We start from the raw sequence: 15048 nt of genomic DNA on the forward strand, positions 1-15048 counted from the left end.
TCGACATGGATGCGGTGATGAACGACGCCTTGAACGGATTTGCACGCAAGAGCCCGATTGCTGCGGCAATCGTGGTGATTATCCGTGCCGTCATCATCTCCATCGGTCTTCTGTTCATGGCGCTGTCCGTCCCGGTTGCGATTCTGACGCCGATTATCCCGGTGGGGATCCCGCTGGGTTTGCTCGGCCTGTTCATGGTTGCCGCTGCATCGAAAACCGCGCACCGCATCATTACCAATCGGCTGCGTCGTTTTCCGTGGATCTGGAAACACGTACGCAAATCCTTTGGCGAGAAAGACGGTGAGCCGGCTGAATAGCCGCGTTCAGGTCGATCGCCTCTTCGTTATCCCCTATCGCTCCTGACATCACGGCGTCCGGTCATCTTGGCCTGTCCCAAAGCTCCAGTCTCGTGTGTGCCGTTAGAGCGTGTGAAGCGTTCTGGGGTGCCTGGGAGAGCATCTGTGCGTATTGCGGCGTCTCTTCCAGGAGCGCGTCCGTAATGCCGTGAGCAAACCGTGCCGGGGCAGGTGAGGGGCAAGGCCTGTCTTATTCTGGAGACGGGCTGGACAGTCCTACAATCACGGTCCGGGGATGCGTTAGATATCGTTGGACGCCGCTTACATACAAAAAAGCCCGAAGCGATACGCTCCGGGCCCGTTTGTTCGGATCATGACCGGCCTAGTTCAGGCGCTCACCCATATCCTTGATATCGGCATCGACGATCTTGTTGAGATCGGTCTTTTTGAGGCTGGTCCGGAGGATCTCCTCAGCCGCAGCCGTCGCCAGATCTGCGGCGGCCGCTTTCACCTCGGCTGCTGCCTGGGCTTCGGCCTGTGCGATACGCTGTTCCGCCAGGGCTGTGCGACGTTCCAGACGTTCGGACAATTCCTTGCGGGTTTCCTCGGCCATCAGCTGGGCTTCACGCTTGGCCTGGGCCACGATGGCCTCGGCTTCGGCTTCAGCCTCTTTTTGCCGGCGCTGGTAGGAGGCCAGCATTTCCGCGGCTTCCTCGCGCAAACGCTTGGCATCGTTCAGCTCCTGGCTGATGCCTTCAGCGCGATCATCCAGCGATTTGGCGATGGTTTTGAAAACACCGGCCATCATCAGGATGATGAAGAAAATAACGAGGCCGAGTGTCGCGTAAAAGGAGGTATCGGTCAGCAGATAGCTGATCAGACCTGCGGACTCGGTCGCTGTTTCGTCAGCCAGACGCATGATCAGGCTCCCTTCATCGCTTTATCGACGGCCTTGGCAGCGTCGACATCCGTGATCTCCACGCCTGCCAGGGTTTCCACAACAACAGTCGTGGCCGTGGTGGCAATGGATTTCACTTCCGCAAAGGCTTTCTCTTTCGCGACGCGAATGGAGGCTTCGGCCGCGTCGGCTTTTTCGGCCAGTTCGGCCTCAACCTTGGCGGTCTCATCGGCCAGTTCGGCATCGAGAGCAGAGCGGGTTTCAGCAGCGATGGCATGGGCTTTCGCGCGAGCGTCTGCGAGCGAGGCCTCATAGGCTTCACCAGCAGCTTCGGCTTCAGCCTTGGCCTGTGCGGCAGCGTCCAGATCGTCTGCGATACGGTCACGACGTTCCTCGATCGTCGTCGCGATGCGCGGCAGCACAAAGCGGGACAGCAGCACATAGAGTGCCAGGAAAGTCAGCGCCAGCCAGAAGATCTGGGACGGAAAATAGGCAGGATCGAAAGGCGGAAACACGTCTGAACCGTGACCGGCAGCGTGTTCAATCCCTTCGGAATGGGTGTTCGGCGCCATGGCGGCGACCTCCATTCAAAATGAGCGACGGCTTGATATACGCCTCAAGCCGGGTCAGCGCCAGAAAACTCAGCGCCAGCCCGGCTCAAGAAAAGTCAGATGTGTTTGCTGATTAGACAGCAAACAGCAGCAGCATCGCGATGACGAATGCGAAGATGCCGAGGGCTTCGGTCACGGCGAAGCCGAAGACCAGCGTACCGAAGTTCTGCTGTGCAGCACCCGGGTTACGCAGGGCGCCCTGCAGGAAAGAGGCGAAGATGTTGCCAACGCCAAAAGCGGCACCCAGAAGGCCCAGGGTTGCCAGGCCAGCACCGATGTATTTTGCGGCTTCCGCGTCCATTGTGGTTGCTCCTTAGAAGTCGTGGATAAGTGGATGGAACGAAACTTGTCTTAGTGCCCCGGATGGAGCGCATCGCTCAGATAAATGCAGGTCAGAATTGCAAACACATAGGCTTGCAAGAAGGCGACCAGGAATTCGAGCCCGGTCAGACCCACGATCATTGCGAATGGGAAAATGCTGAGAACACCCGTGGCAAAACCCGCTCCGGTCATCGTCACGATGAAACCGGCGAACACCTTCAAGAGGAGGTGACCCGCGAGCATGTTGCCGAACAGACGCAGCGACAGAGAGACCGGACGCGAGAGGAATGAAATGATCTCGATCGGCGTCACGATGATATAGAGCGGTGCGGGCAGTCCGGACGGGAAGAACAGCTTGAAGAAGCCGATCCCATGTTTGAACAGGCCGTAACCCAGAACGACAAGCATCACCAGACATGCCAGGAAGACCGTTACGATGATCTGACTGGTAATGGTGAAGGAGTGCCAGCCCGGTGCCGGGAAATACGGGAACATGCCCAGCATGTTGGCAACCAGGATAAAGATGAAGAGGCTGAACACGAACGGGAAGAATTTCAGACCGTCCGGTCCGGCGGTCGACCGAACCATATCGGCAATAAAGCCATACATGATCTCGGCGACGGATTGAGCCCGGTTCGGAATGATCGAACGGCTGGATGTGGCCAACAGGAAGAAGGCCAGCGCCACGACCACGGTCAGAACCATGAAATAGGCAGAGTTGGAGAAGGACAGATCATATCCAAAGGCCTCGAAACGGCCAATCGGATGAACTTCGAACTGTTTGATCGGGTTGGTGTCTGCCACGCCCGGCCTCTCTTCCTGAATGGCAGCAGCAGCTGCCGGTCAATCCACGAACCGCTGAAAGTCAGCGATCCCTATTCTCATCTTGCGTCGAGGTGGACGTATCGTCCCCTGTCTGCGCGTTCAGTTCCTGCGCCGTTCTCACTACATTGAGTGTGCCGGCTGCAAAACCCAAAAACATCCCTGCGATGAGGCCTATGGGCGCGCTTGAAAACAGCGCATCCGCTCCAAACCCCAGCACAGTCCCAACCAATACCCCGGCAAAGAAATCAGATCCGTAGCGCAGTCCAACGGACCAGGCAGATCGCGGCGTATCCTCGTTCATCCCTTTTTCCGGCTTGCGCTTCGCATCAATGCGCCGCTGCAGGTCGTCAAGGTCGGATTTGGACTTGTCGCTCAGTGTGATGTCTTTGCGTTGTCTAGAACTAGACAGGTTGATCGGTCCGCCTACGGAAGGACACCCCCCCTAGGCGCGCGCACACTATCCACGCCACCCCGCCAAGTCAAGCAAGGCCGCACCTGCGGTAACGCAATGAAATAAAAGGGTTATTTCGTCACTCTGCGGCGACAAGCTGTTCAGCGTCGGAAAGGTTGACCGACACAAGCTGGGAAACACCCCGTTCGGCCATGGTGACTCCGTAGAGTCGGTCCATGCGCGACATCGTCAGGGCGTTGTGCGTAATGACCAGAAAACGGGTCTGCGTCATCTGCTTCATACGCTCCAGCATGCGGCAATAGCGGTCGACATTGGCATCGTCCAGGGGTGCGTCCACCTCGTCCAGAACACACACGGGCGCCGGGTTTGCCAGGAAGACCGCGAAAATAAGGGCTGAGGCCGTGAGCGCCTGTTCGCCGCCGGACATCAAGGTCATCTTGTCCATCTTCTTGCCGGGAGGGCAGGCGAAGATCTCCAGCCCGGCTTCCAACGGGTCGTCATTCTCCGTCAGCCGCAATTCCGCCTGTCCACCTTCGAACAGGGTGGAGAACAGGGTGCGGAAATGACCGTCCACGACATCAAAGGCGGCGAGAAGCCGCGTCCGGCCTTCCCGTGACAGGGTCTCGACCGCCTTGCGCAGCTTGTCGATGGCAGCGATTAGGTCATCGCGTTCCTTGATCATCTCATCACGTTTGGAGGCCAGTTCCTCGGCTTCCTCATCTGCGCGCAGATTGACGGCGCCCAGGCGTTCACGGGAACGGCGGGCTTCGTCCAGGCGACGCTCCAGCTCGGCCAGAGACAGCGAATCAAGATCCGCATCCTTGATAATGTGGGCCAGGGCGCCCGGCGCTTCTCCCGTGGCATCCTGAAGCCGGGCGGTGGTGTCTGCCAGTCGGTCGCGTGCACCGGACAAACGCGCCTCGGCGGCAGCGCGACCTTCCCGAGCGGCCGATGCGGCGGTTTCAGCCTGACGGGCGGCCGTGTCGGCGGCTTTGACCTGGTCTTCAGTCGAGCGGGCGGCATCGCGGGCTTCCTGGGCCTTGGCCTCGGCCAGTTTGAGGGTCTGTGCGATCTCGTCGAGGGCGGTTTCAAGCTGGTCGGGTTTGCTACGGGCATCCGCGAGGCGCGCCAGGGTCTTGTCGCGCTGGACGTCCATATCCGCGATGCGTGATTCGGCCGCTTTGAGACGCATGGACCATTCAGAATGCTCTCCTTGAAGCTGTTTGCGTCTTTGCTGGCGGATCTGGACCTCCCGGCGCACAGCCTCCAGTGCCGCGCGCGCATCGGCTGCGGACAGCCGGGCTGTCTCCGCCTCGGCGCGCGCCTTGTTCAGTGCTTCGACCTTGGTGTCAGCGGGGGGCAGGGCAGCCTGTTCGGCTTCTGCCGTCTCGATCTCCCGGTCCAGGCTGGCGGCTTCATCGACCAGGCGTTCGACACCTTCAGACAGGGCGACCAGACGCGCCTGGTGTTGGGCGGTCTGGGTTTTCAGATTGGCTTCAGCCTGAACCGCCTGACGCAGGGCCTGTTCCGCAGGGGCCACAGCTTGGCGCGCCTGGCTCTCCAGGGACCGGGCCTCGGACTGCTCGGCCAGGGCGTTTTCGGCCACGGTTCGAGCCTGATCACAACCGGGCCGCAGCGCCTCGACATCATTGACCAGGGCTTCGCGCCGATTGCGTTGTTCCAGCACGGCAACCGATGCGGAAGGCGCGCCCGCTTTGACGGTCAGGCCGTCCCAGCGCCACAGATCACCCTCGCGAGTAACGAGACGCTGGCCGGGTTTGAGCTGGCGACGGGCGGTATGGGCCTGTTCGGGCTTGATCACGCCAATGGATCGCAACCGGGCTTTCAGGGCGGGCGGTGCGTCCACATGATCCGACAGGGGAACGCAGCCCCCCGGCAATTGTTCGAGACGAATGGAGGTTTCCTGCCAATAGCGCGGCTCATCCGCATCAAGCGAGGCCTGTAGATCTTCACCCAGTGCGGCTGCGAGGGCGTGTTCATAACCCGGGCGAGCGCGAACCTGGTCGATGGCCGGATGTACGGTTTCATCCAGGGTGGCCGAGAGCACCTTGTCGAGTGCACTGATTTCCTGATCGAGCTCGGCCACCGCCCGCATCTGCTCGTCACGCGCCGCGAGCCGGGTCTGAGCTGTGTCATCGGCCTGCTGCCGGGCCTGTTCGGCACGGTCCAGTGTGGCACGCGCTGTTTCCGAGCGGGTCTCCGCTATCTCGACCGCCTCACGTGCCGCTGCCAGATCGCTGTCCCGGCCTTGCTCGGTCAAACGGGCCAATTCATCACGGGCGCGCTGGATCTGTCGCTGCATGTCATCGCGTCGGCGGTGGAGGCTGGCGACGGCCTTGGCCGCGCTCTCCAGTGCCGCCTTGTGCTCGGCCAGCTCGGATGCCCGGGTATCGAGCACGGCATCGCGCTGTTTGCGGCGTTCCTCTGCATCACGCGAGGCGGCGTCTGCTGCGGCCTGACTACGCTCCTGGGCAGCATCGTCCTGGCTCAAAATCTCGAGTTCGCTTGTGGCGCGTTGCCGGGCCTGATCGGCATCGGCGGCGATCTGCTGTTCGCGTTCCGCACTCTTGGCCAACTCATCCAGGCGCATTTCCATGGCGCGAATGGCCCGCTTGATATCGGCGGCGTCGCGCTCGATCTGGTCGCGTTCCCGCTCGACCCGGCGCAGGGCCGCTTCGGCTTCGGCCTCCGCCTCGCGCAAGGGATCGCGCAGGGCCGAGGCGATTTCAGCCTGGGTCCGCAGCTCGGCCGCCTGACGAATGGCGTCCTCGGCGGCCTGGCGCTTGTCGGCAAGTTCGGCCTCGGCCTCTTCAGCCTGGGACGATGCTTCGCGCCAGCGATTGAGCCAAAGCGCCGCTTCCAGTGTTCGGATGGATGACGACAGCTTGCGATAGCGTGAGGCCTGGCGCGCCTGTCTTTGCAGGGCGCCATGACGGGCATCTGTTTCGTCAATCACCTCCTGGAGGCGATCGAGATTGGCTTCTGCGCCTTTCAGCCGCAATTCGGCTTCGTGGCGTCGGGCACGCAGACCGGCAACGCCGGCCGCTTCTTCCAGCACCCGACGGCGGTTTTCCGGCTTAGCGGCGATGAGTTCGGAGATCTGACCCTGACGTACCAGCGCAGGCGAATTGGCCCCGGTTCCGGCATCCGCAAACAGGAGCTGAACGTCTTTCGCGCGGACTTCCTCGCCATTAATCTTGTAGGTCGAGCCGATACCACGCCCGATCCGGCGGGAGATGTCCAGCGCGGCCGCCTCGTTGAACTGGGGCGGGGCCAGCTTGTCTTCATTGTCGATGGTCAACACAACTTCGGCCCGATCGCGCGCCGGGCGTGCATCGGTTCCTGCGAAGATCACGTCTTCCATGCCTGAGCCGCGCAGGGATTTGGCCGAGGTGGCCCCCATCACCCAGCGCAGGGCTTCAAGAAGATTCGACTTGCCGCACCCGTTTGGACCGATCACGCCGGTCAGTCCGGGATCAATCCTCAACTCCGTCGGGTCGACGAAGGATTTGAATCCGGCCAGCCGCAGCTGGGTAAACTTCACTCCATCTCCATTCCACCGCAACAGGACCAGGCGGCCTGAATGCCGCCCTCAGGCGGGCATCCTAAACCTGTGCACCGTTGTCCGCCCGTCATCATATATCGCCGTTACGTCTAGCCGTTACATCTAGGCGTGAATCGAGCCCGTTTGATGGCGGGTTTGAGGTTTGGTCCCACCACACATGGTGGGTGTGTGCCTCTGTGTCGCTAGATGTTGTGCCAATTGAAACGGAGAATCAATCCTTCTTCAAACGGATGCGGTCGAATCTGCACGGTGCCTGTTGAAAAGCCCGCACCAGAGTGCGGGCCTTGTCAGGAATCGTCGAGTGTGGAGCCGGTTTGAGCGGAGTATTAGTCCGCTTCGCCCAGGAAATGATCCAGGATGCGTGAGAAGACCACAGGATCATGTCCGCCGGGCAGGGTCTCGCCACCAATCAGCAGGGGCTCACCACCCCAGGAATAGACGCGTGTACCATCGACCGCCATCGTGCTGAGGATCTTGCCATTGACCAGGAAGGATGGCGTGCCGGGAACCTCTACAAGCGCGGCATCGCGATTGCGATCATCCAGGCCCTGCATCTGCGACGGATCGCTCATACAGGCTTGAAGGTCTTCGGGAGACAGCATGACCGTGCCAGCGATCGTCTCGTAATACAGGCGCAGATCGCCCTCCTGTTCGATCGTGTCAAACAGCGCCTGTTGCTCGGAAAAGAGCAGATCCGCGGCAAGGAAATAGCGATCGTCGGCGGCACAATCGGCCAGAATAATCGAGATGGCCGACAATTGGGCCGGGGCCGTCATGATCGGTCGCAGTACAAAGCGGACCTTTCCGGTCTCGATATAGTTCCGGTTCAGCGTATCCCACACCTCGTGGTGGAAGCTGCCGCAGTGAGGGCAGGTGAACGAGGCGTACTCGATCAGCAAAAGCGGTGCGTCTTCAGAACCGGTAACGTGGTCATTGGCATACACGGTATAGGCCGCATCCAGCCGCTCCTGGTGCGGCACCGCCATGGCAGCTTCGAACGCGGCCTGTGCTGCAGCCTGTTCAGCCGTCTGCTCGGGCGTGTTCTGTTGCGCCGGGGCGATCGGGGCAAGACAGATGGCCAGCAGACCCGCCAGCATCAGCCCTGTCCATGAAGTCGGAAAAACGCTCGTTGAGGACATTATTCTGCAGCGCCTTGTGTGTCCGCGATCTGGGCCAGGAGGTGGTCAAAGATGCGGGCATAGGTCTCTGGACGCGTGTCAGCCGGAACAGATTCGCCGTCAACCAGGATCTGGTTCTCACCCAGGAAATAGGTCTGGCTGGTCTCACCGGGCGCTACACGGGCATCGAGGTGAAAGCCGTTGATGATGAAGTAAGGCGTGGCGTTCACACCGTCTGCGGACGCCTGCTCGCTACGTTCGATAATGGCGGCCTGAATGTCTTCATTGGCCAGGCAGGCTTCGAAGTCGGCCTCGCTCATACCCATGGTCCGGGCAATGGTCAGGTATTGATTGCGTGCGCCACCAGGTTGGGAGGCGGCCCGGAAAATGGCGTTCTGCTGCTGGAACAGCAGTTCGATCATGTCGAAATAGCGGTCATCCTGGACACAATTGGCAAGGGCGAAGCCGGCGACGGCGAATTGCGGCTGCCCGGTCAGCATTTCGCGGAAGACGAACCGGACCTGTCCGGTCTCGATATAGTTTTCCTCGATGTCTTTGAAAGCATTGTTGTGGAAGGTCGCGCAATGCGGACAGGCGACGGAGGAATACTCGATCACCGTGAGCGGTGCATCCGGATTGCCCAGGGCGCGGTCATTGGCGCGCTCAAAAGCACTCTGGCCAGAAGGCCCCGATCCGCCTCCACAGGCAGCCAGAACAAGGCTGGAAGACAGTGCAGCAAGGGTGAGCAGGCGGCGCGTCAGCGTCATGTCGAAATTCCCCAATCAAAATGGCCCGGCTTCCGGCATACATACAACCGGAAAGGGGGCAGGTATTACTCTTCGCCCCGCGCTTTCACAGCTTTGTCGAAGCGGGTCAAGGCCGACAATAGCCGGGATTGGGCATCGAGTGCCACGGGCTCGCTGTTTTGTGAGCGAGGTTGCACGGGTGTTATCTTTTGTCGGGCAGGATCAGACGGCGCGGCCAGCTGCCCCTGCACAACCCGAATTCGGGTCGGGGCTTGTCGACCGGAAAACTGTCGGACACGCTCTAAGATTCGCCGGGCCTCGGCCTGGATCACGGCATTCGCAGATCCGCGCGCCCGGATCACTAGGACCGAGTGCCCTTGCTGGCGCACCAGCGCGTCCGGCGTGCTCCAGCGCGCTATGCCTTCACCCACAATTTCAGGCCAGCGCTCCTTGAGCTGATCAAGGCCAGGGCCAAATTGTCGTGTAAAGGGACGCAAGACCTTGCTGGCCGCCGAAGCGACCGAGGGCACGGGACGAATGGCGGCCCGGCCTCGTCGCTCACCGATGAAGCGGCTGGCAATCTGTTCCTTGCTTGACGGCGTGTGTTTGCGGCGCATGTGTTGGAGTGTAGACCGCTCCCTCAAACGAGCAATATGCCGAAGACATGTCAGACGAATTCTATCCCGATTTTTTGCCCGCTCCGGAGGTGCTGCGCCGCGATCTGCTTGCCTGGTATGACCGGCAAGGCCGCGCCTTGCCCTGGCGGATAAGGCCGGAAGATGCGGCGCGCGGTGCTGTTGCTGACCCGTATGCGATCTGGCTGTCGGAAATTATGCTGCAGCAGACCACCGTACCGCATGCGACACCCTATTGGCTGAGCTTCCTGAAGCGCTGGCCCCGCGTGCAGGATCTGGCGGCGGCCCCCCGCGAGGATGTGCTCTCGGCCTGGGCCGGGCTGGGTTATTACGCCCGCGCCCGCAATCTTCACGCCTGTGCGATTGAAGTCAGTGAGACTCTCGACGGCGTCTTTCCCAGCACGCTGAAGGCGCTGCAAGCCTTGCCCGGCATCGGGGAATACACGGCCAACGCCATCCGCGCTGCCGCGTTTGATGCTCCAGCGAGCGTGGTGGATGGCAATGTTGAACGTGTGATCACGCGCATGGTGCGGCTGGAGATCCCCTTGCCCGCGGCCAAGCCTACGATCCGCCGTCTGGCGGGATCCATCGCAGATCCGCAACGCTCGCGCGATTATGCCCAGGCCATCATGGATCTGGGGGCCACGGTGTGTACGCCCAAATCCCCTACGTGTGGGGGATGCCCGTGGAGCTCGGGCTGTCAGGCCCGCAAGGCAGGGGATATGACGGCCTATCCCCGCAAAACCCCGAAGAAAGCCAAGCCTGTCAGGCGGGGGACGGCCTGGATGGTGAGCCGCGACAGCGGCGGGCAGACCCAGTTGTGGTTGAAAACCCGCCCGGATCGCGGCCTGCTCGGCGGGATGCGGGAAGTGCCCAGCACCGGATGGTCGGACGCTGAGGCTGACACACCCCAACCCTTTGACACAGAATGGGAACCGCGTGGCGAGATCCGCCATGTGTTTACCCATTTCGAACTGAGGCTCGATGTGGTCCGGGCGCCCGCGCCCGCCGGCTGGGAGCCGGAGAGCGGCGAGTGGGTGGGTGAAGACGATCTGCGTGTGGAGGACCTGCCCAGCGTGATGCGAAAGATCGTGCGGCAGACCCGGTCCTGACCGTCACTAGGATGTCGGCTCGGGTGTTGGGCTCATGACCCGGCGCATGCCCTTGAACAGGCTGATGGGTGCGAGGGGTTTGGACACATGTCCGTTCATGCCGGCCTCAAAACACGCTTTGACATCGTCCTCCGTGGCATTGGCCGTGAGCGCCAGGACCGGGATCTGGGACCAGGAGGTCTGACCCGCCCGAATGGCGCGTGTGGCCTCCAGCCCGTTCATGACGGGCATGCGGACATCCATGAGAACCAGATCGAAGCGCTCCTCCGCCAGACGGTCGAGTGCCTCCTGACCATTTTCGGCATCGGTGATCTCGCCGCCCAGGTGGGAGAGAAAGGCCGTGGCGACCTGGCGATTGATGAAATTGTCTTCCACCAGCAGGAGTTTGAGACCGCGCAGCGAGGCAAAGGCGTCGGAGGCCGCCAGTTCTGCTGGGTCATCAACCAGCTCCACCGTGTCCAGGCTGGTCGCCATGCCCGCATGAAAGCTGAGCGTGAAACACGAGCCTTCGCCGGGGGTTGTCTGAACGCTGACATCGCCCTGCATCAGCTTGGCCAGATTGCGCGTGATCGCCAGCCCCAGCCCTGTTCCCCCGAATTGCTGGGCAATACTGGCATCGGCCTGGCTGAAGGGCTTGAACAACCGGGCCAGAACATCATCGGTGATCCCGGGGCCAGTATCGCTGACGCGGGCAGAGATCTGATAGCCGGTGGCGCTGTCCTCGCAACTGATATCCAGCCGAACCTCGCCGTGATTTGTGAATTTGACGGCGTTGGACAACAGGTTGGACAGGCACTGGCGCACGCGCAGGGCATCAATCTGGAGGGTGCGAGGCACATCCGGATCAATGCAGACGGTAAACTCAATGCCTTTTTCGCGCGCGGCCGGAGCGAACAGCGCGTCGACATCGCCGACCAGCTGGACAAAGTCAGTCTCGCTGGGCGCCAGGGCCAGCTTGCCCGCCTCGATCTTGGACATGTCGAGAATGTCGTTGAGCAGCAGGGCGAGGGCGTTGCCGCTGCGAAAGATCATCTGTGCCTGGTTCTGTTGGGCCGGATTTTCCAGTGCTTTTTCCAGGATTTGGGCCAGACCCAGAATGCCATTGAGCGGTGTGCGCAATTCATGGCTCATATTCGCGAGGAATTCGGATTTGGACCGGTTCGCGGCCTCCAGCTGGGCTGTGCGCTGTTTCACCCGGTCTTCGAGGATATCCAGCAGCTCGGCGCTCTCCAGACGTTGGCGTTCCAGCGTGCGCGCGAGCGTGCCCAACTCGTCTTTTGACAGGAGAGCGCCGGTGATCTGCTGATTGGCAACCTCGACGTCCAGCGGGCCCTGGCCATAACGCTTGGTCAGTGCATGAAGCGGCTGAATGACCCGTCGGAAGAAAATCATGTAGATCAGGGCGCCCTGAATACCCACACCCAACATGCCAAAGCCCAGAACCAGCAGCATGGAAGACAGGGTTTCAGCCTGCAGCACCGACCGGTCGACCAGTGTCACCAGGGACCAGTCGGGCCCGTGCAGGGTGGCAAACGCGGCAACCCACTGACTGTCAGGCGTGATGAAAATACCCTTGTCCTGCGGTTGGCGGGCAATGGCGGCCGACACGGCCTCTAGGGCGAGGTCGTTTTCCAGCTGCTCAACAAGGTCCGGCGTGGCCGGGCGCCCCAATAGGTCAAGATGGGCGATCAGTCGCCCTTCACGATCGACGATCAGATTGAGGCCGTGGCGGGGAGGGTTGGCGAGGATTTGCGAGAAATACTCGTCCAGCTGGGCGGTCGTGCCGAACGTGCCCAGATATTGTCCGTCCCGCCAGACAGGAGAAAAGCAGCCACTCGTCAGAACCTCTCGATCACGCACATAGATCAGGCGGGTCAGTTCGCCGCAGACGAAATCGCCATCGGGATTGTTTTGCGGGCTCACAAGATCGGCGAAGGCGGCGCGCGTCAGGTCGAAATCGGGGGAGGCATCGCGGCGATAGAACATCAACTGATCGGGCCGGTTGGCCGCGGAGATCACCAGTTCATTGGTCGGCGTGAAAAAATAGATATTGTCGATCTGCCCTTGCAGCGCTTCGCCGGCCCGGTCGACCACGTGATAGGCTGACAATAGCAGGCGTTGGCGGTTCGTATCGGCGGGTTCCTGTGGATTGAAATAGGCGGCCACACCGTAGTGATAATCCCCCTCTTCATCGCCATAGCCGCCGAACAAGGGGTCGATACTGCGGCGTGTGCCATCCGCCCGGATCGGAAACAGGGTGTCGAACCGGGCTTCGACCTGGCGATCATTTTCAAGCAGTGGGAGACGACGCTCAAGAGACTGGCGGGCGGCTCGATGGGCGGCTTCCACACGTTCAAAGCGCAGGCTTGCCAGCTGGGAGCGTTCGGCCATGTAATCCGACAGGCCGCTGAATTGTTGCCGCTCCAGATCGCGCCAGAAGGTGAGTGAGACGAGAACACCGGCAACGGCCGACACGGTCAGCGCGGTCAACAAGATCGCTCCGAGAAAACGCGTTGCCAGTGAATGCCAGTTCATCAGCGCCCCCTCCCTTTAGGCCTGCCCTGGATCAGGCCTCCAGTGTCGCGCGCACCTGTGCTCGCAGAACATCGATGGGCGCGAGGCCCTGCGTTGTACGGAAGTGCCAATATGTCCATCCATTGCAGGAGGGAGCGCTTTGCAGCTGGGCACCGACCTGGTGAATGGACCCGGCCGTCTGTCCGGCGATTAAGGAGCCATCGGCTCTCACGCGCGCAGTGCGATGTCCTTTGGGGCAATACAGGGTGTCACCGGGCTTCACGAGGCCACGTTCGACCAGCGCTCCGAAGGGAATGCGTGGCTGCGCTCGTTTTGACTGGGTGACACTAAGCGCTTCGCTGGCCGCCGGCGAAATCGCGTGCAGTCGTTCGCGTGCGACATCGATATAGGTCTGGTCCCGTTCAATGCCGATATAGTGTCGACCGAGACGTTTAGCGGCGGCGCCGGTCGTGCCGGTGCCAAAGAAGGGGTCGAGCACCAGATCGCCTGGATTGGTGGTAGATAGCAGGACACGGTGCAGAAGGGCTTCGGGTTTCTGCGTGGGATGGGCCTTTTTGCCATCCTCACCCTTGAGGCGTTCGCCACCGGAACAGATGGGCAGGGTCCAGTCAGATCGCATCTGAACCCCATCGTTCAGAGCCTTCATCGCGGCATAATTGAAGGTGGGTTTGGCCTCCTTGCTTTTCGCGGCCCAGATCAGGGTTTCATGCGCATTGGTAAACCGTGTGCCTTTGAAGTTCGGCATCGGATTGGATTTGCGCCAAATGATATCGTTGAGCACCCAGAAGCCGGCATCCTGCAGAATGCCACCCACACGGAAAATATTGTGGTAGCTGCCGATGACCCACAAACCGCCATTGGGCTTGAGCACACGGCGGGCCTCTTCCATCCATTTCCATGTAAAGAGGTCGTAATCGTCAAATCCGCCGATCTGATCCCAGTCATTATCGACGGCATCAACCTTGGAATTGTCCGGGCGGTGCAAGTCGCCACCCAGTTGAAGATTGTAAGGAGGATCGGCGAAGACGAGATCCACGCTCTCATCGGGAAGTGTTTTCATCACTTCCGAGCATTCTCCTTCAAGAATGACATCGACCGGCGTGTCCACCATTCCGCACTCCTTTTGACTCTGTCCAAGCGAGTGTTGTCGTTAAACAGGGCTAACGGGGCGTTAAACACGATTCCTTTTTCCACAGCGATTCGCTGCAAGCAATCCACCCCGATCCGATTTTTGTTCACCTGGACCGTGTTTCGGCCCCGGTATCTCCCCGTCCAGGCTCAAGCGCTTCACATGCAGGCGCCGGGATTATGGTCGAGCCTCATTCCGGGCGCCGGGCGGCCGCGACCGGCGCATAGCTCAGGCGATGAATGGGGCAGGGACCCCGTTCGGTCAAAGCAGCCTTGTGGACCGGGCTGGGATAGCCCTTGTGACCGGAAAAACCATAGCCGGGAAACCGCGCATCGGCCAGCACCATCAGATCATCGCGCAGGGTCTTGGCGATGATGGAGGCCGCAGAGATAGCCGGTTCGCTCTGATCGCCCTTGATGATCGCCCGCGCGGGCAGGTCCAGATCCGGCGGAACTATGTTGCCATCGATCAGGATTTTGGCGGGGCGCATGGGCAGGGCCCGTACAGCCCGGGTCATGGCGGTGAGGGTCGCCTGGAGAATATTGATGCGGTCGATCTCGGCGGGTTCGGCAATGCCGATACCAATCAGGGCCTCATCGAGGATGCGGGTATACAGCGCCCGGCGACGTTTGTCCGTCAGGCGCTTGCTGTCGTCCAGGCCTTGCAGGGTATGGTTTTGCGGCAGAATGACGGCGGCCGTGACAACCGGCCCGGCCAGGGGACCGCGCCCGGCTTCATCGACGCCTGCGTGAGTTAGATCAAACATGATCGGTTCCGTTAAACAAATATCGGGGAATTTCTGAAACATTCGTCTCAACTTACAA

The 15048-nt window shown here is 60.9% G+C and carries 14 protein-coding genes; 2 read left to right on the plus strand and 12 right to left on the minus strand.

Annotated elements, in window-relative coordinates:
* Positions 1–5: 5 nt before the first annotated feature.
* A complete protein-coding gene (locus RMQ97_RS12345) occupies positions 6–317 on the plus strand; it encodes a hypothetical protein (protein ID WP_413661189.1) in 312 nt (103 codons plus the stop codon).
* A 361-nt stretch (positions 318–678) separates the two neighbouring features.
* Here the strand turns inward: RMQ97_RS12345 and RMQ97_RS12350 are convergent, their stop codons facing one another.
* The 9 genes from RMQ97_RS12350 to RMQ97_RS12390 form a co-directional block, all read right to left on the minus strand.
* Positions 679–1215, minus strand: coding sequence for a F0F1 ATP synthase subunit B (locus RMQ97_RS12350; protein WP_413661190.1), 537 nt, complete (start codon positions 1213–1215; stop codon positions 679–681).
* Positions 1216–1217: 2 nt separating this feature from the next.
* On the minus strand, positions 1218–1766 hold the full coding sequence (locus RMQ97_RS12355) for a F0F1 ATP synthase subunit B' (protein ID WP_413661191.1): 549 nt from the start codon (positions 1764–1766) through the stop codon (positions 1218–1220).
* 112 nt (positions 1767–1878) lie between these two features.
* Positions 1879–2106 (minus strand): F0F1 ATP synthase subunit C, encoded by a 228-nt coding sequence (locus RMQ97_RS12360; protein WP_413661192.1) that lies wholly within the window; start codon positions 2104–2106, stop codon positions 1879–1881.
* 50 nt (positions 2107–2156) lie between these two features.
* Positions 2157–2930 (minus strand): F0F1 ATP synthase subunit A, encoded by a 774-nt coding sequence (locus RMQ97_RS12365; protein ID WP_413661193.1) that lies wholly within the window; start codon positions 2928–2930, stop codon positions 2157–2159.
* Positions 2931–2991: 61 nt separating this feature from the next.
* Complete coding sequence (locus RMQ97_RS12370) at positions 2992–3252, minus strand: AtpZ/AtpI family protein (RefSeq protein WP_413661194.1); 261 nt, start codon at positions 3250–3252, stop codon at positions 2992–2994.
* A 229-nt stretch (positions 3253–3481) separates the two neighbouring features.
* A complete protein-coding gene (gene smc, locus RMQ97_RS12375; protein WP_413661195.1) occupies positions 3482–6928 on the minus strand; it encodes a chromosome segregation protein SMC in 3447 nt (1148 codons plus the stop codon).
* A 347-nt stretch (positions 6929–7275) separates the two neighbouring features.
* On the minus strand, positions 7276–8046 hold the full coding sequence (locus RMQ97_RS12380; RefSeq protein WP_413661196.1) for a thioredoxin domain-containing protein: 771 nt from the start codon (positions 8044–8046) through the stop codon (positions 7276–7278).
* Between the two features lie 41 nt (positions 8047–8087).
* Positions 8088–8834 carry a DsbA family protein gene (locus RMQ97_RS12385; RefSeq protein ID WP_413661197.1) on the minus strand — a complete coding sequence of 249 codons (747 nt, stop codon included), beginning with the start codon at positions 8832–8834 and terminating at the stop codon, positions 8088–8090.
* A gap of 65 nt (positions 8835–8899) precedes the next feature.
* Positions 8900–9430, minus strand: a complete 531-nt coding sequence (locus tag RMQ97_RS12390; RefSeq protein WP_413661198.1) for a DciA family protein — start codon at positions 9428–9430, stop codon at positions 8900–8902.
* A 47-nt stretch (positions 9431–9477) separates the two neighbouring features.
* Here RMQ97_RS12390 and RMQ97_RS12395 point away from each other — a divergent pair, with 47 nt between their 5' ends.
* Entirely contained in the window at positions 9478–10560 is a 1083-nt protein-coding gene (locus RMQ97_RS12395) for an A/G-specific adenine glycosylase (protein ID WP_413661199.1), read from the plus strand.
* Positions 10561–10566: 6 nt separating this feature from the next.
* Here the strand turns inward: RMQ97_RS12395 and RMQ97_RS12400 are convergent, their stop codons facing one another.
* The 3 genes from RMQ97_RS12400 to RMQ97_RS12410 all read right to left on the minus strand — a co-directional run bounded on the left by RMQ97_RS12400 (position 10567) and on the right by RMQ97_RS12410 (position 14990).
* Positions 10567–13095 carry an ATP-binding protein gene (locus tag RMQ97_RS12400; RefSeq protein WP_413661200.1) on the minus strand — a complete coding sequence of 843 codons (2529 nt, stop codon included), beginning with the start codon at positions 13093–13095 and terminating at the stop codon, positions 10567–10569.
* Between the two features lie 31 nt (positions 13096–13126).
* Positions 13127–14206 (minus strand): site-specific DNA-methyltransferase, encoded by a 1080-nt coding sequence (locus RMQ97_RS12405; protein WP_413661201.1) that lies wholly within the window; start codon positions 14204–14206, stop codon positions 13127–13129.
* 208 nt (positions 14207–14414) lie between these two features.
* On the minus strand, positions 14415–14990 hold the full coding sequence (locus RMQ97_RS12410) for a ribonuclease HII (protein WP_413661202.1): 576 nt from the start codon (positions 14988–14990) through the stop codon (positions 14415–14417).
* Positions 14991–15048: the final 58 nt, after the last annotated feature.

The sequence above is a fragment of the Maricaulis sp. D1M11 genome, from assembly GCF_047308265.1.
Classification (GTDB): Bacteria; Pseudomonadota; Alphaproteobacteria; order Caulobacterales; family Maricaulaceae; genus Maricaulis.